The 26,120-nt window shown below is 55.9% G+C and carries 22 protein-coding genes; 15 read left to right on the top strand and 7 right to left on the bottom strand.

The annotated features are described in order from the left end of the window. The first annotated feature begins 2 nt into the window (after positions 1 to 2). The 13 genes from AABZ39_04365 to AABZ39_04305 all read left to right on the top strand — a co-directional run bounded on the left by AABZ39_04365 (position 3) and on the right by AABZ39_04305 (position 14,717). A complete protein-coding gene (locus AABZ39_04365) occupies positions 3 to 3,044 on the top strand; it encodes a GAF domain-containing protein (protein ID MEK6793986.1) in 3,042 nt (1,013 codons plus the stop codon). A gap of 24 nt (positions 3,045 to 3,068) precedes the next feature. Next, positions 3,069 to 4,487, top strand: coding sequence for a sigma-54 dependent transcriptional regulator (locus tag AABZ39_04360; GenBank protein ID MEK6793985.1), 1,419 nt, complete (start codon positions 3,069 to 3,071; stop codon positions 4,485 to 4,487). Between the two features lie 487 nt (positions 4,488 to 4,974). Beyond that, positions 4,975 to 7,122, top strand: a complete 2,148-nt coding sequence (locus AABZ39_04355; protein ID MEK6793984.1) for an EAL domain-containing protein — start codon at positions 4,975 to 4,977, stop codon at positions 7,120 to 7,122. A 7-nt stretch (positions 7,123 to 7,129) separates the two neighbouring features. After that, positions 7,130 to 7,600 carry an ATP-binding protein gene (locus AABZ39_04350; protein ID MEK6793983.1) on the top strand — a complete coding sequence of 157 codons (471 nt, stop codon included), beginning with the start codon at positions 7,130 to 7,132 and terminating at the stop codon, positions 7,598 to 7,600. Between the two features lie 13 nt (positions 7,601 to 7,613). After that, positions 7,614 to 7,988: a hypothetical protein gene (locus tag AABZ39_04345; GenBank protein ID MEK6793982.1), complete on the top strand. Its 375-nt coding sequence runs from the start codon at positions 7,614 to 7,616 to the stop codon at positions 7,986 to 7,988. After that, on the top strand, positions 7,985 to 9,379 hold the full coding sequence (locus tag AABZ39_04340; GenBank protein MEK6793981.1) for a class I SAM-dependent methyltransferase: 1,395 nt from the start codon (positions 7,985 to 7,987) through the stop codon (positions 9,377 to 9,379). The genes AABZ39_04345 and AABZ39_04340 overlap by 4 nt, the downstream gene beginning before the upstream one ends. A 4-nt stretch (positions 9,380 to 9,383) precedes the next feature. Continuing rightward, entirely contained in the window at positions 9,384 to 10,775 is a 1,392-nt protein-coding gene (locus tag AABZ39_04335; GenBank protein ID MEK6793980.1) for a SpoIIE family protein phosphatase, read from the top strand. A 33-nt stretch (positions 10,776 to 10,808) separates the two neighbouring features. Next, positions 10,809 to 11,183, top strand: coding sequence for a PilZ domain-containing protein (locus tag AABZ39_04330; protein MEK6793979.1), 375 nt, complete (start codon positions 10,809 to 10,811; stop codon positions 11,181 to 11,183). A gap of 39 nt (positions 11,184 to 11,222) precedes the next feature. After that, positions 11,223 to 12,659 carry a PP2C family protein-serine/threonine phosphatase gene (locus tag AABZ39_04325; GenBank protein MEK6793978.1) on the top strand — a complete coding sequence of 479 codons (1,437 nt, stop codon included), beginning with the start codon at positions 11,223 to 11,225 and terminating at the stop codon, positions 12,657 to 12,659. Positions 12,660 to 12,860: 201 nt separating this feature from the next. Then, positions 12,861 to 13,043, top strand: coding sequence for a hypothetical protein (locus AABZ39_04320; protein MEK6793977.1), 183 nt, complete (start codon positions 12,861 to 12,863; stop codon positions 13,041 to 13,043). Then, complete coding sequence (locus AABZ39_04315) at positions 13,043 to 13,801, top strand: DUF4912 domain-containing protein (GenBank protein ID MEK6793976.1); 759 nt, start codon at positions 13,043 to 13,045, stop codon at positions 13,799 to 13,801. Before AABZ39_04320 ends, AABZ39_04315 begins: the two co-directional genes overlap by 1 nt. Positions 13,802 to 13,811: 10 nt before the next feature. Next, positions 13,812 to 14,468 carry a DNA-formamidopyrimidine glycosylase family protein gene (locus AABZ39_04310; GenBank protein ID MEK6793975.1) on the top strand — a complete coding sequence of 219 codons (657 nt, stop codon included), beginning with the start codon at positions 13,812 to 13,814 and terminating at the stop codon, positions 14,466 to 14,468. A 45-nt stretch (positions 14,469 to 14,513) separates the two neighbouring features. Then, on the top strand, positions 14,514 to 14,717 hold the full coding sequence (locus AABZ39_04305) for a hypothetical protein (GenBank protein ID MEK6793974.1): 204 nt from the start codon (positions 14,514 to 14,516) through the stop codon (positions 14,715 to 14,717). Positions 14,718 to 14,724: 7 nt separating this feature from the next. On the opposite strand, the gene AABZ39_04300 is transcribed toward AABZ39_04305, so the two are convergent. The 4 genes from AABZ39_04300 to AABZ39_04285 all read right to left on the bottom strand — a co-directional run bounded on the left by AABZ39_04300 (position 14,725) and on the right by AABZ39_04285 (position 17,863). Continuing rightward, positions 14,725 to 15,036 (bottom strand): hypothetical protein, encoded by a 312-nt coding sequence (locus AABZ39_04300; protein MEK6793973.1) that lies wholly within the window; start codon positions 15,034 to 15,036, stop codon positions 14,725 to 14,727. Positions 15,037 to 15,137: 101 nt separating this feature from the next. Next, a complete protein-coding gene (locus AABZ39_04295; protein ID MEK6793972.1) occupies positions 15,138 to 15,848 on the bottom strand; it encodes a TPM domain-containing protein in 711 nt (236 codons plus the stop codon). 77 nt (positions 15,849 to 15,925) lie between these two features. After that, positions 15,926 to 17,005, bottom strand: coding sequence for an SGNH/GDSL hydrolase family protein (locus tag AABZ39_04290; protein MEK6793971.1), 1,080 nt, complete (start codon positions 17,003 to 17,005; stop codon positions 15,926 to 15,928). Positions 17,006 to 17,026: 21 nt separating this feature from the next. Further along, complete coding sequence (locus tag AABZ39_04285) at positions 17,027 to 17,863, bottom strand: AraC family transcriptional regulator (protein ID MEK6793970.1); 837 nt, start codon at positions 17,861 to 17,863, stop codon at positions 17,027 to 17,029. Between the two features lie 96 nt (positions 17,864 to 17,959). Between AABZ39_04285 and AABZ39_04280 the strand changes: the two genes are divergently transcribed. Both AABZ39_04280 and AABZ39_04275 read left to right on the top strand, forming a co-directional pair. Further along, positions 17,960 to 19,795 carry a hypothetical protein gene (locus AABZ39_04280; GenBank protein ID MEK6793969.1) on the top strand — a complete coding sequence of 612 codons (1,836 nt, stop codon included), beginning with the start codon at positions 17,960 to 17,962 and terminating at the stop codon, positions 19,793 to 19,795. A 9-nt stretch (positions 19,796 to 19,804) separates the two neighbouring features. Then, positions 19,805 to 21,445, top strand: a complete 1,641-nt coding sequence (locus tag AABZ39_04275; GenBank protein ID MEK6793968.1) for an SGNH/GDSL hydrolase family protein — start codon at positions 19,805 to 19,807, stop codon at positions 21,443 to 21,445. 60 nt (positions 21,446 to 21,505) lie between these two features. On the opposite strand, the gene AABZ39_04270 is transcribed toward AABZ39_04275, so the two are convergent. From AABZ39_04270 to AABZ39_04260, 3 genes are all read right to left on the bottom strand, one after another. Further along, complete coding sequence (locus AABZ39_04270; GenBank protein ID MEK6793967.1) at positions 21,506 to 22,549, bottom strand: hypothetical protein; 1,044 nt, start codon at positions 22,547 to 22,549, stop codon at positions 21,506 to 21,508. A gap of 171 nt (positions 22,550 to 22,720) precedes the next feature. Further along, positions 22,721 to 23,470, bottom strand: coding sequence for an IclR family transcriptional regulator C-terminal domain-containing protein (locus AABZ39_04265; GenBank protein ID MEK6793966.1), 750 nt, complete (start codon positions 23,468 to 23,470; stop codon positions 22,721 to 22,723). Between the two features lie 24 nt (positions 23,471 to 23,494). Then, on the bottom strand, positions 23,495 to 26,110 hold the full coding sequence (locus AABZ39_04260) for a hypothetical protein (GenBank protein ID MEK6793965.1): 2,616 nt from the start codon (positions 26,108 to 26,110) through the stop codon (positions 23,495 to 23,497). Between the last annotated feature and the right edge of the window lie 10 nt (positions 26,111 to 26,120).

Genomic DNA, 26,120 nt, shown 5'->3' with positions numbered 1-26,120 from the left:
CAATGGATGCACACATGAGCGATGCGGTCGTACGTATACTCCTTCTCGAGGACAGCCCCTCCGACGCGGCATTCATCCGGCACAGTATTGCCGAGGTACGGGGCGCCTCCTTTGAAGTCACATTGGTGGAATGCGTGAGCGACGCCGTATCGAGGCTCCGCGACGGCACATTCGACGTCGGACTCCTCGACCTCACGCTCCCCGACAGCTCCGGCGCCGAAACGTATGTGCGCATCCAGAAAGCGGCGCCGTATCTGCCCATCGTCGTGTTCACGGGATTATCCGATGAGGCTATCGGCATGGAGGCCATACGCTGCGGCGTTCAGGATTATCTCGTCAAAGGCACGGCTGACGGAATGACCATAGCGCGTGTGATACGCTACGCCATCGAACGCAAACAAATGGAAGAAAAGCTCAAACGCTCGCATGCCGAACTGGACGATCTCGTTCAGAAGCGCACGGCGAAACTTCTCGATATCAACCAGGCACTTGACACGGAAATAATCATCCGAAAAAAAGCGGAAGAAGAGCTGCGCATGCACCGCGATCAGCTTGAAACGCTCGTCGAGGAACGGTCGAAGGACCTCCGGGAAAGCGAAAAACGGCTGCAGCTGCTCTATGATGAGGTCTCGCTCGCGAATGCATCGCTTACCGAATCTCGATCCGCCGCTGTTGCGCTGATGAACAATGCCATAGCGGCAGGGCAGGAACTGGAAACCGTCAATGCAAAATTACGCGAGAGCGAGGAGCGGCTCAATCGCGCGCAGGAAATAGCGCGCCTCGGCAGCTGGGAGCTCGATCTCATAACCAACCGTATACACTGGTCGGACGAAGTGTACCGGATATTCGGGAAAGCCCCTCAGGAAATGACCGTCACCTACGAGATATTCCTCGATATGGTTCACCCGGACGATCGCGTACGGGTGGACGCCGCGTATTCCGGCTCGATACGCGAGGGACGCGATTCCTATCAGGTAGAGCACCGCATTCTGCAGAAAAGCGGTGAGATCAGCACGGTGCTGGAAAAGTGCCGGCATATTCGCGACGAATCGGGACGCATCATCCGATCGGCAGGCATGGTGCAGGATATCACGGGGATAAAGGCCGCCCAGGAGATCATTGCACGCCAGGGCCGCGTACAGAAGGGCATCAATCGGATTTTCAGGGAGGTCATGTGGGTCGATACGGAGGAGGAATTAGGCGCCGCTTGCCTTGCCACCGCATTGTTCGTCACCGACAGCAAGATCGGTTTCATCGGCAGAGTCGGCACGGACGGCCTGTTTCATGACATGGCCATTATCGGAACGGAGATGGACTGCGGCATGATCGACGGCACGGGACATCGAAAACCGCCGGCAAATTTGATCATACGCGGGCTGTACGGACGCGTACTTACCGAAGGTATCGGATTGTTCTTCAATAGTCCTTCGTCGCATCCGGACCGCACCGGCATACCGGAGGGGCACCCGCCTTTGAGCGCGTTTCTCGGCGTGCCGCTCAAACATGAAGACCGCGTCTACGGAATGATAGCCGTGGCGAACCGCGACGGCGGCTACTGCGCCGAGGATAAGGAGAATCTTGAAGCCCTCGCGCCGACCATCATGCAGACGATACTGCACAAGCAGGCAGAACGCGCGCTCAGACAGAGTGTGAGTCATTTTGAGCTTCTGGCGAAAACCGCGGGCGAACTTCTTCATGCGCAGAACTCCCGGGACGCCGTCGAATCGCTCTGCCGGGAGGTGATGCAGAAACTGGACTGCCAGGTCTTCATCAATTTCCTCGTCGATGAGAATACGAACAGACTTCGTCTGAACGCGTACGCCGGCCTCAGCGATGAGGATGCAAAACGCATCGAATGGCTCGATCTCGGTGTCTCCGTCTGCGGATGCGTGGCCCGCGACGGCTGCCGCATCGTGAGTGAACATATCCCGACAATACCCGATGAACGCACCGATCTCGTGCGGTCGTTCGGGCTGATGGCATACGCCTCTCACCCGATGTTCGGCACCGGGGGCAAATCGATCGGCACGCTGGCGTTCGGCGCAAGGAATCGCGAGACGTTCACCGAGGATGAGCTTTCGCTCATGAAAGCCATCACCGATCAGGCCGCAGTGGCCATGCTTCGCCTGAAAGATGAGGATGATCTGCGCCGGGCAAAAGACGAACTGGAATCGCGCGTTTTTGAGCGCACGGCGGAACTCGAGGTCGTCAACGAGCGCCTCGTGTGCGAACTGAACGATCGAAAGATAGCCGAGGAAAAAGCGAGACTGCTTGAGATAAACCTCCAGCATGCGGAAAAGATGAAATCCCTGGGTATACTGGTCGCGGGCATCGCGCATGAGATCAATAACCCCAATCAGTATATCATCACAAGTCTTTCACTGCTTAATGACGCCTGGGCGAGCATAGAACCGATATTGATCGAATACTATCGGAACAACGGCGATTTCCTTATTGCCGGGCTTTCGTTCGGCGAACGCGCCGCCACGATACGCGAGATGTTCGAAAAAACCGTGCAAAGCAGCTGGAAGATAAAATCGATCGTCGAAAGCCTGAAAGGATATTCGAGGAAAGAACCGTCGCTCCTCGCTGAAGCGGTCGATGTGAACCTCGTTATCGACAACGCCCTTTCGCTCATCGAAGGCTCGCTTAAAAAGACCACTGCCGGCATCATCATGGACCGCGACGGACGGCTGCCAGCGGTTCGCGGCAATCGTCTGCAGATCGAGCAGGTGATGGTCAATATCATCACCAACGCGTATCAGGCGCTCATACACCCCGATCAGCATATCTATCTGACGACGAAGCTCGACAATGCGGGTAATGTCCAGATCATAGTGCGCGACGAGGGCAGGGGTTTTACCGACGAGGAGCTCGGCAATGTCATGACACCGTTCTTCACCACGAAACGGGAGAGCGGCGGCATGGGATTGGGCCTGTTCATCAGTTCCGCGATCGTCAAGGAGCATAGAGGCACTATCGCTTTCTCATCAGAGGCAGGGAAAGGCACGATGGTGCAGATATCCCTGCCGGCAGCTCGATAAATTTTCTGAAGGATGGAGTACGCCATGGACACGATACTTTTCCCGCAGGACCCCATACTCATCGTCGACGATGAGACGTATGTAGTCGAAAGTATTTCACTCGCGCTCGCGGCGTCCGGGATAACAAATACGATCATCTGTTCCGATTCGCATGATGTGGCGGGGATACTGGCTTCCCGTCCCGTGGAACTCATGATACTTGACCTTACCATGCCGCGTATCGGCGGCGAGGAAGTGCTTGAAGCCACGGTAAAAGACTTCCCGCAGGTGCCGGTCATCATCGTCACCGGTACGAGCGAGCTCGGTGTCGTTGTCCGCTGTATGAAAGCGGGTGCCGCAGATTATCTTCTGAAGCCCGTCGAAAAAAGCCTCCTTATCGCCACTGTAAAGAGCACAATGCGGATGAACGAACTCGAACGCGAGAACCGCCTGCTCGTGGAAAGCGTCGGCGCCGGTCCGCGTCGACCGGAATATTTCAGCGGTATCATCACCGAAAGCGAGCATATGCGTGCGCTGTTCAAATATATCGAATTGATAGGCCCCTCCGGACAACCGGTGATCATTACCGGGGAAACAGGGGCGGGCAAGGAGCTCGTTGCACGCGCAGTGCACAAGGCAAGCGGGCGTGCCGGGCAGCTCATAGCGGTGAACGTGGCGGGCCTCGATGATATGATGTTCTCCGACACGCTATTCGGACACCGTAAGGGGGCCTTCACCGGCGCGGATACGGTTCGCACCGGTCTTATAAAAGAAGCCGCGGGGGGAACGCTCTTCCTCGATGAGATAGGCGATATAACACAGCAGTCGCAGGTAAAATTGCTGCGTCTCCTTCAGGAGCGCGAATATTATCCATTGGGCTCCGATATGCCGCTTCGATCGGACGCGCGCATCATCGCCGTCACCAATAAGGACATAGCCAAGGCGCAGGAATCGGGCGAGTTCAGGAAGGACCTCTATTACCGCTTCGCAGCGCATCGCATCCATGTGCCGCCGCTCAGGGAACGGCATGAAGATATACCGGCGCTTGTCGACCATTTCATGCAGAAGGCGGCGGACGAGCTCGGAAAAAAGAAGCCGTCGTACCCGCCCGAACTGATACCGCTCCTTAAGGTACACAAATTCCCGGGCAACGTACGGGAACTTGAGATGATGATACACGACGCGGTAAGCCGCCACGAGTCGCATGTGCTCTCGCTCGGTTATTTCAAGGAGCGCATCATGCCCGACGTGTCGGAGAACGACCTCCCGCTCATGCAGGCAGCCACCTCCATAGACCTCTGCGGCGAACACTTCCCGTCGCTGCGCGAAGTGGAAGAGGTGATGATCGCCAAATCGATGGAGCGGTCATCGCACAATCAGGGTGTCGCCGCGAAACTGCTCGGGATAACGAGGACAACATTGAATATCAAGCTGAAAGCCCTCAACGCACGGAAAGGGAAATAACCGTTCTCCGCAAACAACTATTTCCGTGCTGACATGCATCTGTTCCCCGGATTGCTCGCTTACTTAACATGGGTTGCTGAAGCTGTTATCATACTGCACTGAGCGGGCAGCTAAAACACAGCGAATACCCCCGGATTACCGGCATACAATGACGATCCCGCACCACCGCTCCTTCGTGGTATGCTTGTTGCATATACATATGAAGATGTCACATTCGAATGGAGTCGGCGTATGGATGAGCAACAATGTGAATGCTGCGGCAGGATGAATTCACGCCTCTTCGACGCCAGCCGCTACAGCGACGATTGTGTGTTCGTATGCGGCAGCTGTCTCCTGCGTATAATGTTCGTCATCTCAAAAGAGGAAGGAAGCCCCGGTGACATCATCACGAAAACGGTCTGCAGGGATTGTGCAAAGAATACCTATGGGAATAGGATTTTCCACACAGCATCGGGGTCGCATGAGAAATCGTCAGAATGAGGTCAACGTGTCATTATTCATGGAAAAGACCGGCCGGTTGTCGATGAATACCACAGATGACCATATGCCGCATGCGACTGCCGCGCCGATGCCGTTCATCAACGTACGGTCCAATAATATCTGGGCCGATGAGGTGCGGAAGCATCTTGCTTTTGCGGACCTTGCCGGACGCACCCCGTTCGCGACACTCTGTGTCTCCCGCGACGGGACGATACTCTACGCGAACCGCGGGAGCTGGCTCCTGCTCTCGCACTGGAAATGCGAAGCGGGGAAGTCCGTGCCGTTCGAATGGACAGCCCATGTGAACAATGTGTTCATACATTCCGAGACGATAGAGATCGAAGAACAGATAGGGATAAAGACCATACAGATCGTACTTGTCCCTTCCACCGATCTCGGCACCGTCTATCTCTTCTGCATCGATATCACCGAACGCAAAACGGCGGAGCAGAAGCTCATCCTCGGCTCGCAGGTGTTCGACAACGTCGTAGAGGCGGTGATGATCACCGATGCGGACGGGCGTATACTCGATGTCAACAATGCCTTCAGCGCCATCACCTACTATACACGCGAGGATATTCTCGGGGAGAACGTGAACATACTCAGGTCCGGCCGTCATGATGACGGTTTTTATCGATCGATGTGGAATGCCGTGATACGTAACGGCAACTGGCAGGGCGAGCTTTGGGACCGCCGGAAGAACGGGGAGATATACCCGAAATGGATGTCCATCAGCGCAGTGGCAGGGGTCAACGGTCGCTCATCGCGGTATGTCTGCCTTTTTTCCGATATTTCAACGCTCAAGCAGACACAGGAACAGCTCTACAATATGGCGCACTACGACAGTCTGACGGGGCTGCCCAACAGAAGGAATTTCCTTGACCGACTTGAACTTACGCTCGAGCATGCTGCGCGGAGCGGCGAGACGGTGGCCGTTATGTTCATGGACCTCGATGATTTCAAGTTCATCAACGATCACCTCGGCCATGCCGCCGGCGATGCGCTTCTCCGCGAGGCCGCGGTACGCCTGCGCCAAAGCGTCCGCGAGGCCGATACGGTCGCCCGCATGGGCGGTGATGAATTCACCGCGATACTGCCGACGATCGACAATTCGAGGAACGCCCTCTCCATCGCGCAGAAGATTCTGGGGTCCATTGCCGCACCGATGACGGTCGAGCGCCGTGAGATCACGGTCACGGCCAGCATCGGCATCGCCATCTATCCCGACGATGCGAAGGAGGCGGGATCGCTCCTGCAAAATGCGGATACCGCCCTCTATCGGTCGAAAGAGCTCGGCAAGAACAGCCACCAATTCTTCTCGCTTGAGATGAACACGAAGGCCATGGAACGTCTTACGCTGCAGACGCAATTGCGTCACGCGCTCACGGCGAATGAATTCCTGGTATACTATCAGCCGCAGATACATTCCGCGGACGGACGACTCGTCGGTTTGGAAGCGCTTGCCCGGTGGCAGAACCCGGACGGCATAATCATAAGCGCGGAGAAATTCATCGATATTGCCGAGGAGACCGGGCTCATCCAGGAGATCGGGGATCTGGTGCTCCGGGAGGTCTGCCGGCAGGGCACAAGCTGGATCAACGCGGGAATTCCGCCCCTGCGTATCGCCGTCAATATATCCGCGACACAGCTGAAACAAACCGATTTCGTTGAACGTATAGAGACGATACTCGCTGAGACCGGGTTTTCGGCCGAGCATCTGGAGTTCGAGCTCACTGAGAGAGTGCTCATCGAGGCCGCACCGGAAACACTGCGGAAGATCGCGCGGCTTAAGGCCATGAAGTCGACCATTGCCGTCGATGATTTCGGCACGAAATATTCATCCCTCTCCTGTCTGACGAAGCTGCCCATCGACCGCCTGAAAATAGACCGTTCGTTCATCCACGACCCCATGTCCGTGAGCGACCTGGCGATAGCGGCAGCGATCGTGGCCATGGGGCGGAGCCTTAACCTTGGGGTGATCGCCGAGGGCGTGGAAACGGAAGCACAGGCGATAATGCTTCGCGAGCATGGGTGCGAACTCATCCAGGGTTTCTACTGCAGCGCAGCGGTATCACCGTCGGAGCTGTATCCGATGCTCATGAACGGCGGCTGTAAACAAGATAACGGTGTGAGAAGTGATGCCTATGTCAGCTGAATTAGTAATGACAGTCTCCCCCGATTGGAAGGAGCTTGAGCGTGTCAACAGTACCGCTTTTGAGTTCCTGCGAAAGCAGCATCTGACCGATGAGTGCGTGAACCGCTTTACCATGGTCATCTGCGAACTTGTCGAAAACGGCATCAAGTACGGCAGCCGCGAATTGAACGGCGCTACCGTGCAGGTGCAGATCAGGATAACAGAGAATAACTTCACGGTAGAGGTGAGCAACCCGTTCAATGCGAGTTCGCTGCCGTTCCTCCATGAACTTGACCATACGCTCCAGTGGGTGCGCGGATTTCAGGACCCGTTCGAAGCATACCTGGCGCGGATGAAAGCAATATCCCACGAAGCGCCGGAAGCGAATAAAAGCGGGCTCGGCATAGCACGGATAGCGTACGAGGGCAGGGCATCGCTTGATTTCTTTGTCAACGACAACAATACGCTCAATGTATCGGCAGTTGCGATCATCGAGTAAACGGGGGTAGCCTGTGGTCAGTGAACGTTTCGACAATGACATGCTGCATATCGAGCTCACGCAGGACGATGCAACGGTGACGGTGCATTTTCAGGGGAAAAGCATATTGCGCAACCCCGCGGAGTTCCTCATGCCGATCGTGTTCAACACGCTTGTGAAAGCGAAGGGCCAGGGAAAACGGCTCGTGCTGAATTTCTGCGATCTGCTCTATATGAATTCATCCACCCTCACGCCAGTGATCAAGGTGCTTGAACAGGCCCGTATCGGCGACGGCGAAGTGACCATACGATACAAGAAATCGCTCAAATGGCAGGACATATCGTTCTCCGCCCTTTCCATTTTCCAGACGCAGGACCATCGAATACAGATCGAAGGGGTAGACCCATGATGCAGCAGACACCGCCGGTACTCGATGCCGTGCTCACCTCGGGGACACGACATATCGATGTGAAGGCGCGCTTCGCCTCCGCACACTCCATCCTGGTGGAGGTCGAGGACGGGATCGGCGAGGATATCGAGGGGCTATCGCTGCGTATGGACGGCAAGACCATCGATCTCGGACCCTGCCGGCTTATCCGTGAACCGTTGCTTTCCGACCCCCTGCGCCGCGCGATCCCTGCCTGCACTATGTTCGATTTCCGTTCGCTTTTTTTCCGGGCGCATGTCGAGTCGATCACGGCGGAATCGCTCGGGCTTACGCTCATGCTGCGCTACAAGGACGATATCGACCCATCGTTCAAGAACTACGTCACCGACATCACCTACGATATCAATACCTATAAGAATCGCCTTGACAGGCTCGATGCGGAGAACGAGAACGAGCCGGCGAACGTGCGCGAGGTCGTCGAGAACCACATCCTTAACGGCATGGGCGCGAAACTCATGACGTATCTTGACACCCGCTTGGATGATCTCAAGAACATCACGCGTAATTTCAATGCCATCGAGCATGAGCACCACGGATTCTATTTCCGGCGGCAGCTCTGGAACGTACTTCTCAATGTGCCGATCATGGCGCGCACCAATCTGAAGCCGCGGGGGTACGCCGGCGACGCTGAGATGATGCGCATGATCTATCAGAACGGGTATGAGGGAGATTCGATGTTCGGCCGTATCCTCCACAAACATGCCATGGCCCAGCCTGCGGCACAGGCGGTACGCAACAGGCGGGCAAGCCTCGCGAACACGTTCCATGCACATGTGAACGCTCCCGCCCATCAAGGCACGGGGACGATACGCGTGCTTTCCGTTGCATGCGGGCCGGCCTATGAGATCGGAGATATCCTGAGAACACCGGATGATGCCGCGCGGATACATTTCTCGCTGCTCGATCAGGACCAGCAGGCCCTCGTAGAAGCGGACTGCATGGTGAGGACGATAGAAAAAACGATCGGCGTCCCCGTTGCGGCGGATTTCATCCGAGAGTCGGTGCGCACCATGCTCTCAAGCGATAAGCTCATGCAGCAGTGGGGCAGTTTCCATTTCATCTACTCGATGGGCCTCTTCGACTATCTCACCGCCCCCACCGCTGCCGCGGTTCTGAAAAAGCTCTATCATCTGCTGAAACCGGGCGGAAAAGCGGTCATCGGTAACTTCCGAGTTGATAATCCCAGCCGTTATTTCATGGAGTATTGGCTCGACTGGAAAATAATACTCCGATCCGAGGATGAATTGATGCAGCTCGCCGCCGGCATCCCCGGGGCAGAAGTGTCAGCCCACTGTGATGACACCAATATTCAGCTGTTCCTTCATATAAAAAAGCCCGCCGATGCCGGATGACGGTATGGCACACCGCAACACAAATATCGGATCCCATGCCCACGCCAGGGCTCTACCCGAAACCGATATAGCGAAGGCGATAGACACCGGCGATTTCGACCACTACCGCTTCGTGATTCTGCATGACTGGCTGCGCACGTTGTGCCTGCTTGCCGCAGCGATGGTGCCCTTGTTCTTCATGCTCGATGTGTTCATGATGCCGCGCTCACTCTTGCCGCGTTTCGCCGTCTACCGCGCCATTTCGATGGCCCTCGTGCTCGTGCAACTCGTCATGATCCGCCACCAGAAGCCGGGGCGCCGCATGTTCCTGCATGCATATCTCATGTCAACGCAGATCGGTCTTATCATCACGCTCATGACCATTGACCTCGGGGGCTTCAATTCAAGCTATTACGCCGGTCTTAATCTTGTCATTATCGGTGTCAATCTTCTCATGCCGTGGCGGTCGGTGCATTCAGGGGTGAACGCTGCGGTAACAATCGTGCTGTATGCGGCGTGCAATCTCATCGCCGGGCGCACATTCCAGCCTGCGATATTCCTCAACAACCTGTTCTTTCTTACCGCCACATCGATAGTCGTTACCTGCATAAGCTACGTTCGTTTCAGGCTTATCAAGAACGAGTTCGTACTGCTCCTTCAGGTGAAAAAAACACGCGATGCGCTGTGGAGCGAAATGGAGCTCGCTAAACGCATCCAGACCGCGCTCTTACCCAAAGCACGGTCCATACGCGGCTATAAGGTGGCGACGGTCATGCTCCCCGCCAGGGAAGTCGGCGGAGACTACTTCGATATCATCGAAACAACGACGGGAGAACGATGGATAACCATCGGTGATGTGTCCGGACACGGTGTGGACTCGGGGCTGATAATGATGATGGCGCAGACAAGCATCATGACCGAGATAAAAAGCTGCCAGTCATGCCGCCCCGCGGATGTCCTTCGGGCGGCGAATGTCGTGCTCAGGGAGAATATCGCGAGACTCAGTTCGAACCATTACATGACGCTCACGATCATGGAGCTCGATGACGACCATGTCACATTCGCGGGACATCATCAGGACATCATGACATCCCGCTTCGCCGACCACAGCATTTCCGCCATACCCACGAGCGGCACATGGCTCGGTATCGCGGATAATATCGATGAACATCTCCAGATGACCACGATCGATCTTGCGGTAAACGATATGATACTGCTGTTCACCGACGGTGTCACGGAAGGGACGAACAGCACGGGGGAGATGTTCGGCCAGGAGCGGCTTAAGTCGGCGTTCGAGCGTCACGCCAACAATTCTCCGCAGTTGGTACTGGAGCGCATCCTCTCCGAGGTACAGGCGTTCCAGACCGAACAGGAAGACGATATATCGCTCGTACTGATACAAAGATCACCGCAGTGATATGAACGAACAGGAACGGAGGAATGGAAAAGTATGAAGATCAGAAAAAAAAAGCGCGTACACCTTACCCACTACCTCAGGGTGTTCAACGCATCGGGCGGCGCACCGGTCGGCCAGCTCGTTGACATTACACCAGAGGGGCTCATGCTTATCAGCGACACCCCGGTCGATATCGGATTGACCATGACCATGCGCATGTCGCTGCCGGAGAACGCGATGAACAGCAGAATGATCGTTTTTGGCACCCAGAGCAAATGGTGCCGGAAGGACGGCGGCGGCAAATACTACAGCATGGGATTCACCATTACGGATATAACACCGAAGGAGATGCTGATCATGCAGGAACTCACCAGGAATTTCCGCCGGGATCATTTTGATGAGATACCGGATATCGGTCCGCGCATATAGCAACGCGTACGGTAAAGGGAATACACCGGGGGATGAACAATGCCTTCAATTATCCGCGCTCAACTGAAGCGTCATAACCTCTGCTTCGAGACCGAACTTGAAATAGCGTTCTCAGCCGATTATTACGCCAAGTCGCTCAACATCATCCGGGTGGCGTTGGTGCTCGGCATCATCCTCTATGCATCGTTCGGCGTCCTTGACATCTATATCGTCCCCATCTCCATACAGTATATATGGCTGATACGCTTTGCGATTGTCTGTCCCGTTCTTATCATCGTGTTCCTCCTCACGTTCACCGATATCTATCGAAGGTTCATGCAGCTCATCTTAGCCGCCGTCAGCCTTGTTACCGGGCTCGGCATTGTCGCAATGATAACGATCGCAGTGGAAAAAGAAAGCACGCTTTACTATTATGCGGGGCTTCTCCTCGTCATCATGTGGGTCTATACGATGATACGACTCAGGCTGCTCTACGCCATCATCGTTTGCTGGACCGTCGTCATCGCCTACGAGGCATCGGCGATCTTTTCCCAGAAGATGCTCATGTCGCCGGAATTGGTGACCGGGTTCATCAACAATAATTTCTTCTTCATTTCCGCGAATGTCATCGGCATGTTCGTCAATTACCACATGGAGCGCTACACCAGGAGCGACTTCATGCAACGGCGCATGATCGATGACACCCGGCGGGATCTTGAAGCCGAAAAGGACGAACTCAAAAAGCGAGATCTGAAGATACAGAAAGAGCTTACCATGGCACGGACGATACAGCAGGAGCTGATCCCCGACAAAAGCCCGGTGGACTACATCGCTACGTTCTACAAACCGATGGAAGCAGTGGGCGGTGACATTTTCGATTTTCTATCGTTAGGCGAAGGCAAGATGGGCATATTCATCGGCGACGTATCCGGTCACGGCGTACCGGCAGCGCTCATAACCTCAATGGTGAAAAGCATCCTGAAAGAGGGGCAGCGGTATACCGCCAACCCCGCATCCATGCTCATGCATCTCAACGAAGTGCTCTACAATCAGATCGCGGATAATTTCATGACGGCCATCTATGGCGTCTATCAACCATCGAGCAATGAGCTCGTGTTCGCCAACGCGGCGCATAACCCCCCGTTCATCCTTGTCGATAAGCAGATAAAAAAAATGGAACTCAGGGAGTACACCGGCATGCCGATCGCCATCACCGGCAACGATTCGCTTATCGGGTCAAAACAGCATTACCGGAACGTCAGCATAAAACTGCCCAAGAACAGCACGCTGCTCCTGTATACGGATGGTCTGGTCGAGGCAAAGAAAATAGATGATCGGGAAGCCACATTCGAGAACGTGGTCGCGCAGGAATTACAGAACCTGTCGACGTTCCGCAACCATGTGTTCATAGAAAAACTGTACTCACGCCTCGTTGCGTTCCGTGGCATCGACACGTTCGACGACGACATAAGCATCATTGCGCTCGATGTCCAATGATACAATGCACAACTGTTATGCAATCGAACAGGGGTTTTCACCATGTGTGAATCCATAAGAACGCTTCCCTATACTATTTCATCGTTATTAATTGAATATCTGTATGGAACATATCCACCGTATTAATCGTGGTATGCCTTGGTACATTTGTTGCAACTCAATATCTTAGAAGACGACAGAATAATCGCCAGGAGAGCTCACATGGAATCAGCGCTCTGCGAGCATTGCCCGCGTTTCGTAACAAGGTTATATAATGCCGGCCCCGACGACACGGGGCGTTCCATGGTCTGCGGCAGATGTTTTCTGAACATCAAGCGGGGTGCCGATGATGTTGCGCCGATATTCGCTGCATTCTACGACATATCGCTCATCGGGAGGAAGTAATGGCCTCGCCGAAAAAAAAGAAGGCCGCTGCCGTGAGCACTGTATCAACGGCCCAGAATAAGGCTCTTCTCAAAAAACGACCGCCGCACTCTGCGATAGAAAAGGAACAACCGCCGCCCCCGCTCGTGGTCGTTTCCTCCGCGTTCGCCGGAGCGCTCTCCGTATCGCCCATCGTGAGCGATTTTGCCGACCACGCGAGGGAGTTGCCGGACCGATACAACGAGACGTGCCTCACTCTCATGGAACGTGACCCTGAATGGTGTTTTGCCTACTGGGATATTTCCGATGAGGACCGATCGCGGCATGCCACCGATGCGCAGCAGCTGCACATACACATGTATCGGCTTCTCGACAGCGGCAATCAAGATCTGAAATTCATCCATGCGGATATCGAGATCGCCTGCCACTACGGCAGCTGGTATATCATGCTCGGCATGCCGGATAATTATTTTTTCGGGGAGCTCGGATTTCATGCCGCGAACGGCACCTTTATCGTGCTCGCGCGCTCCCGGGTGATACACACCGCCCGCGCGTCCTTCTCAGACAGCCGTGACGACGACTGGATCCCCATCGATGCGTTTTACGAAACGGATACCGCGCATGCAGTGATCGCATCTTCCGGCGACAGCGGCCGGTTCTCACACGTACGTCACGAACGCTTTTCTTCAGATTCGATCTCGTTCGGCAGGGACACGGATATTCCCGGCAGGCCGAAACCCGAGGATGGAAAAACGAATTCTTCCGATGCACAGGTGTAAGGAGGCATGTATGCCCGAGCTGCCTGAAGCCCAGCAGCTCGCCGAGCGTTTTGCCGGCGAGATATTGAACGCCTATATCGAGGATGTTATCGTACACGATCCGCTTATCGGCGAGAATGCCGCTCGTGTGCGGGGACAGAAGATCATCGATATCTCCCGCTACGGGAAAGCGGTCTATCTGCAGCTCTCGCGCGATGCCCTCATTGTACTTCCCTCGGCGCACACACGCATCTATTTCAGTCCTCAACCACTCGCCATCCCCGATGCGCGCATCACGTATAGGACATCACGATCTCTGTTGTACCTGGCGGAAAAAAGCCGCGCGCCGCGCATCCTCTATGTGAACAAAGATGAAACGCCGCTGCCTGACATCGGCGTCGACCCGCTCACCAAGCGATTCAACACCGCAATGTTCCGCCGGCGCCTGAGGACAGCGACATCCACGATACATGACTTTCTCGTCAAGGAGAACATCATCGCCGGCATCGGCTCACGATACGCAAAAGCGATATTGGTACAGACAGAGCTCGATCCAGTCGCCGCAGCGAACAGTCTCCCTCGTGGAAAAACGAAGCAGCTGTTCTGGAACATCAAACGAGTGCTCCGCGAAGCGATGAATGAACAATGCGCATTCACCGAACAGACAGCAGGCATCGGAGAGGAATGATACGAAACCCCGCTGACCCCCGGCGTCAACGGCACGGAGCACGATATGAGATCGAAAGCACGATACACTTCTGACGAAACCGCTCCGATAACGTGCAGTATACAGGTCTCCGCGGACATGAAGGAACGGATAGTGCTCGAGGCGGCGGCGAACAGACGATCGTTCGATTGGGTGGTAAATGAAGCGTTAAAAGATTATATGAACCCGAAGGACAGGCGCAGAAAAAAACGCCACCCCGCGCTGAGATAGATATGTGTTATAGAATGGTTATCTCGCTTGCCCTGACAATAAGCAGGCCCTGCCTGAACCTGATGGAAAGTGCTTTTCTGTACTCCTGCCACCATGCCGTATCAACGGTCTCGGTCATCACCTCATAGATAACTATATCGTCATGTATGGTGGACATCGACGGCGTCTCTTTCCAAAGCCCCGCAGCGGGGGAGCGGCGATAGGTCGTAATTCCGCCGAAGCGCTCTGCAAGATCGTTGGCGACCTGTGCATATTCCCTGTGCGGGAATTTTCTCCTCGCGTTGTCGTACAACGGAAGAAGGATCTGTATCAGATGCATATTGCCCCCATTTTCTTACACATTCGGCAAAGCATAGAGCACCCGTTCCCGACAAGACGGGCAGTTCTTTGCGAGCCCGCAATGAATATCTGTTGCTGTAATCAGCGATCCATGCTGTTCCCCCTGCCAGCCCTCATTCGTTCCGCCGCTTTTCCCGAATAACGCCGTATGATGACCACGATGACGATCGTAACAGCTATGACGAGGACGATGAGTATCCAGGGAGTGCCGTTACCGTGCTTCGGCGCACCATCGGATATCGTCGTCTCCACAGGCACCATATCCGCTGCCTGCCGTGACGGACGCTCAACACCGAGACTAGTGCGCGTAATGCCGTATTTTTTCGCCGCAGCGTCGGCAATGGCTTCGGTCCCATCAGTGATCCCCTCGGTCATCTTCGACGCCTTGAACAGCGGCCGGACGGTATTGTGGAGGATGTTCTTAGCAGCAGCATCGGGCAATGCGTCCTTCAGCCCGTGTCCGGTCTGAATGCGCATGCGCCGTTCCTTTACGGCAATGAGAAAGAGTATGCCGTTGTCCTTGCCCGCACGGCCCACGTTCCACTTCCTGAACAACTCGACATTGTATGACGCGAGGTCCTCCCCTTCGAGCGACGGAATGATCGCAACCGCGATCTGCGCCGTCGTTCGCGTATCGAGCGCCGTGAGAAGTTTCTCGAGATAATCATGATACGCGCCGTCAAGGATGCCTGCCGAGTCGGTCACATAGCCGTCATACACCGGATACGTTGCGGGGAACAACGAGCACGATGATACGACCGCGACGATGAGCGACCGGAGGATCATATTCATAACGATGTCCTTAGGCGAGATAACACATCATAATCTGTGCGACATCGTTTGTCAATAAAATACATCGACCCAAATCCTCACGCAAGTATCCGCCGCAGTGACGGTTCAATGCCGTCCGCCATTCGCAGAAAACCGAGATCGGTGGGATGGACGCCATCCACCGTGCATTCATCGAAATCATCCCCGAGGAGCGGTGAACCGTCAAGAAAATGGATGTTCGCATCCCCGTGTGTGCGAAGCTCTTCAACAAGCGTGCGCTGAAAAACGAGACGCTCATCCCTGTCCCTGGTCGGACTGATATTCTCATGCGCGTATCGTATCCGCGATATGACAAGTATCGGCGTTGCCGGATGTTTCGCGCGCAACGTTCCAATGAAAGCAGGAAGTGTCGTACGGTACAGCTCCGCCGAAACGCAATTCGCCTCATAGTCGAGAACGAATAAACGCGGGCGTTCTATCTGCGCGATCACGTCCGCTACCTCACGTTCACCGCGTCCATTCCCGGAAAAACCGAGATTGATGAACTCCGCATCGATGCGTCTGCTCAGGATGTTCGTATAGCACATCCCCGGACGCGCTGCGCATCCTCCCTGCGTTATCGATGTACCATAGACGATGATACGCCCGTCAACAGTATACGCCTTCGGGGCCTCTATCCGAGTGCCGTCCTCGATGCCGATGGCGATCGACTTCACCCCCTGATAGAGCGGAAAATTGAGCGTAATACGGCGGCGTTCCCGGGCGCTCGCGGTAAGCACCGGCACTTCATAATTCGATGCGCCGTACGGGATGCGCGTGACGCCGGCAAAACGCATGGATCCCACCTCGCCGATATAGCAGTCGAGACCGCATTGCCCCGTCGAGGGCATATGGTCCATGCCCGCCGGTGCGGCAAGCGCCACACGAACCGCGACACGTGCGCTCTCGGTATGGAACTGAAGCTGCGCCCCTGACGTGCAATCGGAAAGCGAGCGTACCGCCGACGGAATGCCCGGCGATGGTGTAAGCGGCATGCGGCGAAATCGTTTTTCTGTGTCGTACCACGCAAGGCCGGACACGCGGAACGGGGCTTCATCGATACGATGCCAGCGTATGCCGTTCGTATCGACATCCGCGGTACGCATATTCTCATCGAGAGTATGGATGGGTGAGCTCATGCTATGCCTCCTGGCGGATGTTCATTGCACCGAGCGTCTGAACTGCGTCGGTGTTACGCCGGTATATCGCTTGAACTGCTTGACGAACGAATAGAGATCGGGGTAGCCGAGCGCACGCGCCGCCTCGCTCGCGTTCATCCGCTCTTCGGCGAAGAGCCGCTGTGCGCGTTCAATAGTGCTGCGGACATGGTATGCATACGGCGAATGCCCGGTGATGCGCTTGAATTCCTTACGGAACGTCTCGTACCCGATACCAAGCCTCGCCGCTATTGCGGGTATGTTCGGCACCCCTTTCGGCGCTCCCGTAAGTTCATCGCAGGCATCATCGACGATACGCTCGATGCGTGTCCTCGGCACGTCCGCAGTGCACTCATTGAGTGATGCAAGCATGTGACAGAGCTCCCCAAGATGGCGTATCGGTATCGCAGCACCCCGCATTCGGCGGAGAAAAGTCCCGACAGCGGCAAGCGCCGCGCTCTTCACCGGCACGGATACATCGGTATCCGGGAGGAATCCGTTGGCCGCGAGGAACTGATATATCGCCGAGGGAAGCGTGAAATAGAAATCGATCCACGGTTCGGATGTCCGCCGGGATATCGAGTGTTTAAGCCCCGGCTTGCGGTGGACGATGCTCCCCGGAACAAGTTCACGACGCACACCACGGATGTCGCGATACGTTCCGCTGCCGGAAAGCACATAGAGGAACCGATATTCGCCGAACCGGTCGACCGTGCGGAGCCCGCGCGGGGCGCGGAAAACGCCCGCGGATATCGTCCGGATCGAGGCGCCTGATACCGTGAACAGAACGCGGCGGCATTCGATCGGCAGTCCGGCAAGGAATGTGTGCACCGTATCCATAGGGATTACCAATTCTAACAAACATTTACCAAAATATCCATTGGCATTTTTACGGGCGATATCGTATGCTTATGAAAGATCATACCGGAGCGTCCTATGAAATACATACTATTCGTGTTATCGGCGGTCTCAATGCTGACATACGGGAATATCCTTTCGGACGGCGGTTTCGAACGGCCGCTTGAAGAGAACTGGCTTCTCAACAATGGCGGCATCACCGTTGAATTCGCGCGGGATACCGCGGTGTTCCGCAGCGGCGCGGCATCTGCGCGCATGCGCGTGGCGGCAGGCGAGAAGCAGGCGTGGCCCGCCATCGAGAAGGAATTCCCCGACGGCGCCCCGGCGCAGTACTATAAGGCCGTTTTCTACCTGAAGGTCGATCAGGTGAAAGGCATCGCGTACGCCGCGATCGAGTATCTCGATGCGCAGGGGAAGCGGATATCCCATGATCAGGCGGGCGGTGTGTCCGGTACGAGCGATGACTGGGTTCGGATGACATTGTCCGGCGTAACTCCTGCGGGGACGGTGAAGGTGCGCTTCCGGCTCCTTCTCATGGGCTCCGGCAGCGTGTGGTTCGATGACGTAACGCTTACGCGCAAGGAAAATTACAGCGCAACGCCGACCATCGCAAAGGACGTTGTACGCATCAGAAATACCGGCGAGGTCATTACCGCGAACTTCGGCGGCTTCGGTGCGGAGACCGATCCGTGGCTTTTCAACAGCGAGAACCGCAAGAAAGGCGTTGTCGATGAGGACGGCGATATCATATTCGGGCGCATGAAGGACATGGGAATGAGCATAGCGCGCGTGTTCGTCCCATGGAGCATGTGGAACCCATCGGTCGACGCCGAGACGTTCGACTGGACAAGCGACGGCATGCAGAGCCTCTACCGAATACTTGATATGCATCAGAAGATCGGTTCGCGCGTCATCATCTGCACGGTGGAATGGGGAGCGAAGAACCCCCTGGAAATGCCCGCCGAAAAACACGGAAAGGGTGTGGCAGCGCTCCTCGATCACCTCGTGAACAAAAAAGGATACTCCTGCATTGCATACTACATGGTCTATAATGAGCCGGAGATCACCTTCAAGAAAAAAGGGTTCACCTTCGAACGATATGTCGAACTGAACCGCAGCGTGCACGAAGCGCTCGCAAAAGCGGGCCTGCGCAAACAGATCAGGATGGCCGTAGCCGATGAGTCATCGGACATCTCCTGGTTCCGCTTGACCGCGAAGTCGCTCAATGACATCGCGGACATGTATTCGACACACAGTTATAAACGGAAGAACGATGTCGCCGCCTTCGGCGATCATATAGCCGAGCGCTGGGACATCCTTAAAAAGCTCGACCCGAACTGGAAGAACAAGGAGATAATGCTTACCGAGTTCGGCGTGTCGGACAAGAGCACAATAGACACGAACAATAGGTTCATGCGTACATATGAGAACGGCCTTTTGATTGGGAACGTCTGCATCGATACGCTCGCTCAGGGCGTGAGCGGTCTTTCGATATGGACATTGCATCGTGTCAATTATCCCGGATTCAATTTCATGGATTACGGTCTCTGGGAATTCAAGAACGAGGACTGGAAGTTCCGACCCGTGTACTTCTCCTACTCGCTCTTCACGCGCTACTGCCCGCGCGGCGCGCAGATACTGCGCACATCATGCGATGAACCCGAGGGCCTTATACGTACGGTCGCCGCGTCCGCGAACGGCACCGTCATCGTGTTCGTAATGAACGGTGCCTTCAATGATCAGAAGGTATCGATAGACCCCGGTATACCGGCGAAAAGCTACCGCCGCGCGCGCTACGATGAGACCATAAGCGCGGAAAGTACCGACCTTGCCGGGATTGCCGAAGGCCCGGTGAACGGAACATTCACGGACACGGTGCCCAGGCAGAGCATCACGGTCTTTCGTTTCAAATAGGATACGCGAATGCAGATGACAAGGGTATCTATCCTGCTCATGCTCGCGGCCACCGCGCTTTCTGCCGGATCCGCCCTCACGAACGGCGGTTTTGATGAAGGCGATTCGAACGCGTTCTGGATGACCGATGCGGGCGATGTCGATGCGCTCTTCACCCGCGATACGCAGGTGAAATATGCCGGTGATGCGTCGCTCAGGATAACCGTTCCCCCCACCGAAAAAAAAGCATGGCCGAACGCGTATCAGAAGATAGCGGTGCGCGAGGGCGAGGTATATCTCATCGAATTCGTCCTTAAGACCGACGGCGTCACCCGCGGAGCGTATCTCTCCGGCGACTGCCTCGACGAGAAAGGCTCGCGTATCTCCTACACCGGCAGCTCTCTCGTATCGGGCACGGTCGACTGGAAAAAATATTCCGTGCGCGTGACCGTACCGGCGAAAGCGGTATCCATGCAGGTGAAAACGATAGTCTACGGGTCGGGAACGGCATGGTTCGATGACATCACCGCCGTCCGCGATGAACGGACCGAAGAGGCGATGCTCGCGCTGAAAAAGCCTCTGCCGACAGAATGGTTCTCCCGCGCGCTGGTGAGCGACGGCAACAATACGCGGATAAAGCGCATTTTCGCGAAGGCCGCACGCGGCGAGAAGACCGTCATCGGCGTCATCGGGGGATCGATAACGCAGGGGGCGAGCGCAAGCAGCGCCGACAAACGCTACGCGGCTCATCTTCTGAAATGGTGGCAGGAACATTTCCCCAACGCGCAATGCGTTCTCGTGAATGCCGGCATCGGCGCGACATCATCGGACTACGGAGCGCTCCGCGTTGAACGCGATCTCCTCTCCAAGAACCCGGACTGCATCGTCGTTGAATACGCCGTGAACGACATGAACACACAGGAGCGCGCCGAATCGTATGAGGGCGTCATACGCCGGATACTCACACATCCGTCAAAGCCCGGCGTGCTCCTCATGTTCATGGTGAAGGAATCAGGCGATAATGCACAGGAATGGCAGAGCAAAATCGGGGCGCATTACGGACTGCCCATGGTCAGCTACCGCGATCTGCTGTGGCCCGAGATCGAGGCAAAACGCATCGCATGGAAGGATATCAGTCCGGACAATATACATCCGAACGACCGCGGTCATGCGTATGCGGGAAAGCTCCTCGGCGAAATGCTCGATCGTCTTCGCGCGGCGCCGGATTCCGGCAGCGGCAGCGAATTCCCCGCACCGCTCCTCACCGATATGTATCAGTTCACGAAGCTCATCGAAGCGGACGCCATCACACCCGTCGTCAATGAAGGATGGGCGCTCGAATCGCCGCAGGATATGAAATGCCTGAGGACGGTCAAGCCGGGGAGCGTCCTGGAGATAGAGATGTCGGGCGAACGGATATTCCTTTCATTCTGGGTGATACGCGGCCCCATGGGGAAAGCGAAGATATCCATCGATGGTGGAGAACCGACGATCGCAGATGCATGGTTCGATCAGACCTGGGGCGGGTATCGGCGTATGATAATGCTCGATCCGGGAAAGGGCGGCATGCATCGTATCCTCATTGAGGTGCTCGCTGAGAAGAATCCGCTGAGCACCGGCAATGAGTTCCGCGTCATGTGCATCGGCGCTGCCGGTGTGCGCGGGAATTGAATGCGGTAGAGAGCACGGATAGCATCGGTCGGACGGTATGCATCTGCGGTATGCTATCGACTACTTTCCCCCAACGTTCGCATGTCGTACGAGCGCCTTGCCCCCATCCGTGAACGATGCGCTTACGCGATCCCAAAGGGCGTAGCTATCCAATGATCTCCCCGCCGCCCCGAGGCTCATCACCCACGCCAGCGCCGACTGAGGTTGATATTCCATGGCATACAGCCGAGCGAAAAAAGCATCGTAATAACGGGCCTGTCCGCCAGGCGGCACCTTCATTCCCGAGCCCTCATCATTCACCTCGCCATCCACGGGGCAACCGAACTCCGTGACCCAGAACCCCTTGCCGGCTGCGTGACAGCGGCGTGCGGTCTCGGCGAACGTAACCCACGACCCCGAAGGTGTTCCTTTCAGCGGACGGGTATCGGCGGGGTTCGCCGGGTCCAGATAGTTATTGAGGGAGAAGATATCCAGCGCCCCCATGAGTTCCTCGATGCCGAAGCGCTTGGTATCGTCCAGCGCCCAGGGGCTGTAGGGCATGCAGAAGCGCACGGTGGTCTTCCAGCGCGGCACAGTCTCTTTGAGCTCTCTCGCGGCTCGACAGAGATACGTCGTAAGCGCGGCCTGCTCGGCGCGCATTGCGTCGGGCTTTGCCCATTCGAGGGTGAACGGCTCATTCATAACCGATACGGAATCGATAGCGCCGCATCCGGCAAGGGCCTTCGCCACGTGCCGCTGCATATCGATATAACGCTTTCCTACCGCGGGATGGCGTACGGTCATGATGACGCTGTGGACGCCCGGTCCGCCTGTCCTCACATCGGTATAATTCGATACCCACGCCGGGCACGCATACACCTGCCGCTTGAAAAGCGTGTGAAAATCGAGCAATGCCTTGAGTCCTGCCTTCTCCGCAGCGTGGTAAAGCCGCCGGAGGTTCTTAATGTATGCCTCATTGTACACCCCCTCGGTGACTTCCATGCGCGACCAGGTGACACGAAAGCTCACGCGCTCGAACCCTTCCGATTTGAGCATAGCGAGGAATGGCAGTATTTTTTCATCCTGGAACTCGGGGTTGGCATACTCGTTCCCGACGCTGATCATATTGACCCCGACCTCAAGTGCGAAACAGTCGGCGAGGCAAAAAGTAAAAACGAGCATCCGGACGAACGACGACATGGCCCGAAACGCGTACCCATGAGCTCTCTGCATTATGATCCCCCCGTGAGCGTCCCGGAGAATGAGCCGTCTAGGTCGATGTGGTTTTCCACCGAACTACCGGCTTCCCGTCCGGTGTCTTGCGGACGACACGCTGAACACACGTTCCATAACCGCACGCACCGAACTCACTTTTTCCCGTATATCCGCAGACCGGTGGAATACGCAGCTTACCGCAAGCGGCATGTTCTCTTCGGCGGTCACATCGACAGCCACAGCGCCGACTGTCGATTCGAATTCACCATCATCGACCGCCGCATGCTCTTTGCGCACCGTATCGATCACGCTCTCGAATTTCATCATGCTCCCGAACACGCGCTTGATGTCCGCGCCATGACGCTTCAGGTAATCGCGGAAATACGCCTCGTTCTGCCTCGCGAGAAGCACTTTCGACGCACCGCCGGCATAGAGCGGGAACGACCGCCCCGGCGATGAATGGACGGGATAGCCGTTCTCAGGGATGACGACATCGAGCACATACGCGCTTTCGCCGTGCAGCGTGGAAAGTTTCATCGTCTCCTTAAGTTCGTGCGCTGCTGTTCGCATGAGCGCGCGTATCTTCCCGATGTGGTCCGAGCGCTTCTCGATCGCGTTCGCGTAGACGATGAACCCCTTGCCGAGCGAGTATCCGCCGCGATGCTCCTCTTTCTGTACGAGCCCGTGCAAAGCGAGCGTCTCAAGGATATTATACGCGGTCGCTTTCGATAGTTTCAGCGTGGAGTATATCTCCGTGAGCGCAAGCGGCTCCTTATGCTCGAGCAGATGATCGAGTATCTGTATCGTTTTTTCAAGCACCGGCACCGGCATATCATGTCCCTTTCGGCGCTGCCGTCATTGCGCTATCTCAAAATTGATATCATCGACGAGTATCGATCCATCGCCTTCCAGTATGCCCGCGCCGACGGCGAGCTTTTCGAGTTTGGGAAGTTCTATCTCCCAGGTACATTTCCGATAATCTCCGCCGACATCATCGAATGTCTTGTTGATGACCTTGTTGTGCTCCATATCGAAATAAAAGAAATACGGCTTCGGATCGCCTGCCGTTCTCTTGAACGCTGCGGATACGATGTATGTCCCCGGCGTAAACGTCTTCATGTACTGGAAGAGATAGACGCGCCCCTTCCCGCTCGATGTTATACGGTACGCATATTTCCCCGTGTTCGGCGCATCGCTCAGCATGACGGTCCCGGCCGGATCGAACGTCTTGTCGCGGAAAAGCCAATTGCGCGCGCGGCCGGACTTAAGCCCGCCCATGCCAATATCGCCCTCGATATCCTCGAAGCCGCCGTTCTGGCAGAGCGCTATCTTCGATGTCGCCTTCACACCGGTGATCGTCAGCGGCTTCTCGCTCACAAGGTACGCGACGCTCTTCAACGGCACCACGCTTTCTCCGCCGTCGTCAGTAACGGTCATCGGCTGGCCCATGATATCCCGCGCAGCGAGCGTCCCCTTGATGCGCACATCGAATGATCCGAGCTCAGAACCGATGATAGAAAGCGTCTTACCGTCCGTTCTGCTGAAGTGATGCCGTACGGCGAATGAATCGCTCCCGGGGAATGTATACGCCCCGCCGAAGCGCGTGCACATGCGTATGCTTTTCTGGAACACCGCGGTCGTGTGAAAATCCGGTGTGGGTGAATAATTGTATCGGCTGAAGAATACTTCATGCGTGCCCATATTGATGAATCGGTCATACCCTGCCGCGAGGAAATCGGCAAAATACTGCACAGTGAGAAACTGCCGCTTCGCTATATTCTCCTCAAGATGCCACATATGCTCGGTCATCCAGTACGGCATGGGCTTTTTCTTCTTCATGGCGGCGACCCAGGCGGCAGCCCCCGGCACACCGCTGTACCCGTGGACGTTGAAGATATCGCAGTAGTTAAGCGCGCCCATGTTGATAAGTTGTATCGGCATCTCAACGTTTACATCGGCGGAAAACCCGCTGATGAGCACGGTGCAGGCAGGGTTCGCGCGTTTGGCTTCCGCATAGGCGATCTTCAGGAGCTCAAAATAATCCTCAGGCGTCCCCGAGAACGTTGCCGGGAGTCCCGGCGGAGAGAAGTTCACTTCATTATATATTTCCCAATACTTGACTTCCTTATACCGCTTGACCGTTTCGTAGATATACTTCCCCCATGCTGCGTTGTCGAGCGGCTTCCATCGCTCAGGGCGGCAGGCAAGGGGATGCTTTTTCTTATGCTCCTCCGACGGTTCCTCGGCCGCCCAGCGCGACGGATATCCGAGCACGGCAAGTATCTCCATTCCCGCTTCACGGCATTCCTTCACGTACGCATCCGTGCGCGCCCACTGATATGTTCCCCGCTCCGGCTCGATGCAGTGCCAGAGGAAATTCCCGTCCGTCCAATTCCGTGTTATCTTCGTCCCAAGCTTCGCGAACGGCGCCGTACTGAAATCCCAATGCTGATGCTGTCCGTAGAACAGAGCAAGCGCGCCGTCCTTCGATGGATCGGCCGCAGGCACGACGGATATCGCTCCGGAGAACGTCGATGATGCGTCGCCGGATACGCCCGCGTTCACGAAATAGTAGTTCTGTGCCGCAAGTTCAGGAAGCGGTATTTCGGTGATGTGATGTTTCCCGTCCGCCGGAAGCGTTATCGAAGCGCTCTTCACCGGCACATCGATGCCGTTGTAATCCTTCACGGTCATATCGATCGTATATGTCTTCGGGCGCGTACCGTAATTCACGCCGATGAACGGAAAGAACGTATGCTCCCCCTCAGTGAACACCTGCGTTTCGGCGCGCCATGCCGGCAGGAGCGCGGCATACCCACTTGCACGGTGCCAGGTGCTCGTGAGCTCCCGTACGTCGGCAAAGTCATTGAGCGCAATGAACGAGGTATCCGCGTCCGCACGGAATTCATCGCTCGAAGGCGTCATCTCACTGTCAGCGAGCTCACGTGTCGATATCTTCATTGACCGGACATTGCACGGCGAGAATCGATCGACGCGGAACACGTAGGAAAGGAGCTTCTCATCAAAGCTCTCCCGCATGACCGCTGTTCCCACGGGCTTCCCGTCGATGAAACCGGTGAGTTTCTTTCCCCAGCGTATCGCAAGTGTGACCCGCTTGCGGGGCGTATAGACAAAATCCTTTACGTTGACCCGGTAATAATCGCGGCCGGTGCGCAGCAGGAAGGCAAGCCCGGTCTCGGGAAGCGCGGGCGTGAATATGCCGAGGAGCGTGTTCGCACCCGTACCGATCTTCTGCGACGGTACCACCTGGAAAAAGAAATTCCAGCCGTTGCCGAACTCTGCTGCAGCCTTGTCGATGACCGCGGAGACCTCAACGGTGCCTTCATCGGGGCGTATCGCGCCGATGGCATAGCCGCGGAAAAGTCCTGCGGTCTTTGTTGCGTACGTTCCCGCTCCAAAGAGCGGTATAACAAGAACAGCGCTTGCGATCAATGCGATGAGTCTCTTCATGCACCATCCT

Source organism: Spirochaetota bacterium (assembly GCA_038043445.1).
Taxonomy (GTDB): domain Bacteria; phylum Spirochaetota; class Brachyspiria; order Brachyspirales; family JACRPF01; genus JBBTBY01.
The sequence above is the reverse complement of the archived record's forward strand: the minus strand, read 5'-3'. Positions and strand labels throughout refer to the sequence as shown.

What these genes read in the sequence shown, in the direction of transcription:
- AABZ39_04365 (MEK6793986.1), top strand. Translation starts at nt 3, where the DNA reads ATGGATGCACACATGAGCGATGCGGTCGTACGTATACTCCTTCTCGAG.
- AABZ39_04360 (MEK6793985.1), top strand. Translation starts at nt 3,069, where the DNA reads ATGGACACGATACTTTTCCCGCAGGACCCCATACTCATCGTCGACGAT.
- AABZ39_04350 (MEK6793983.1), top strand. Translation starts at nt 7,130, where the DNA reads ATGACAGTCTCCCCCGATTGGAAGGAGCTTGAGCGTGTCAACAGTACC.
- AABZ39_04340 (MEK6793981.1), top strand. Translation starts at nt 7,985, where the DNA reads ATGATGCAGCAGACACCGCCGGTACTCGATGCCGTGCTCACCTCGGGG.
- AABZ39_04335 (MEK6793980.1), top strand. Translation starts at nt 9,384, where the DNA reads ATGGCACACCGCAACACAAATATCGGATCCCATGCCCACGCCAGGGCT.
- AABZ39_04330 (MEK6793979.1), top strand. Translation starts at nt 10,809, where the DNA reads ATGAAGATCAGAAAAAAAAAGCGCGTACACCTTACCCACTACCTCAGG.
- AABZ39_04325 (MEK6793978.1), top strand. Translation starts at nt 11,223, where the DNA reads ATGCCTTCAATTATCCGCGCTCAACTGAAGCGTCATAACCTCTGCTTC.
- AABZ39_04320 (MEK6793977.1), top strand. Translation starts at nt 12,861, where the DNA reads ATGGAATCAGCGCTCTGCGAGCATTGCCCGCGTTTCGTAACAAGGTTA.
- AABZ39_04315 (MEK6793976.1), top strand. Translation starts at nt 13,043, where the DNA reads ATGGCCTCGCCGAAAAAAAAGAAGGCCGCTGCCGTGAGCACTGTATCA.
- AABZ39_04310 (MEK6793975.1), top strand. Translation starts at nt 13,812, where the DNA reads ATGCCCGAGCTGCCTGAAGCCCAGCAGCTCGCCGAGCGTTTTGCCGGC.
- AABZ39_04305 (MEK6793974.1), top strand. Translation starts at nt 14,514, where the DNA reads ATGAGATCGAAAGCACGATACACTTCTGACGAAACCGCTCCGATAACG.
- AABZ39_04300 (MEK6793973.1), bottom strand. Translation starts at nt 15,036, where the DNA reads ATGCATCTGATACAGATCCTTCTTCCGTTGTACGACAACGCGAGGAGA.
- AABZ39_04295 (MEK6793972.1), bottom strand. Translation starts at nt 15,848, where the DNA reads ATGAATATGATCCTCCGGTCGCTCATCGTCGCGGTCGTATCATCGTGC.
- AABZ39_04290 (MEK6793971.1), bottom strand. Translation starts at nt 17,005, where the DNA reads ATGAGCTCACCCATCCATACTCTCGATGAGAATATGCGTACCGCGGAT.
- AABZ39_04285 (MEK6793970.1), bottom strand. Translation starts at nt 17,863, where the DNA reads ATGGATACGGTGCACACATTCCTTGCCGGACTGCCGATCGAATGCCGC.
- AABZ39_04280 (MEK6793969.1), top strand. Translation starts at nt 17,960, where the DNA reads ATGAAATACATACTATTCGTGTTATCGGCGGTCTCAATGCTGACATAC.
- AABZ39_04275 (MEK6793968.1), top strand. Translation starts at nt 19,805, where the DNA reads ATGCAGATGACAAGGGTATCTATCCTGCTCATGCTCGCGGCCACCGCG.
- AABZ39_04270 (MEK6793967.1), bottom strand. Translation starts at nt 22,549, where the DNA reads ATGATCAGCGTCGGGAACGAGTATGCCAACCCCGAGTTCCAGGATGAA.
- AABZ39_04265 (MEK6793966.1), bottom strand. Translation starts at nt 23,470, where the DNA reads ATGCCGGTGCCGGTGCTTGAAAAAACGATACAGATACTCGATCATCTG.
- AABZ39_04260 (MEK6793965.1), bottom strand. Translation starts at nt 26,110, where the DNA reads ATGAAGAGACTCATCGCATTGATCGCAAGCGCTGTTCTTGTTATACCG.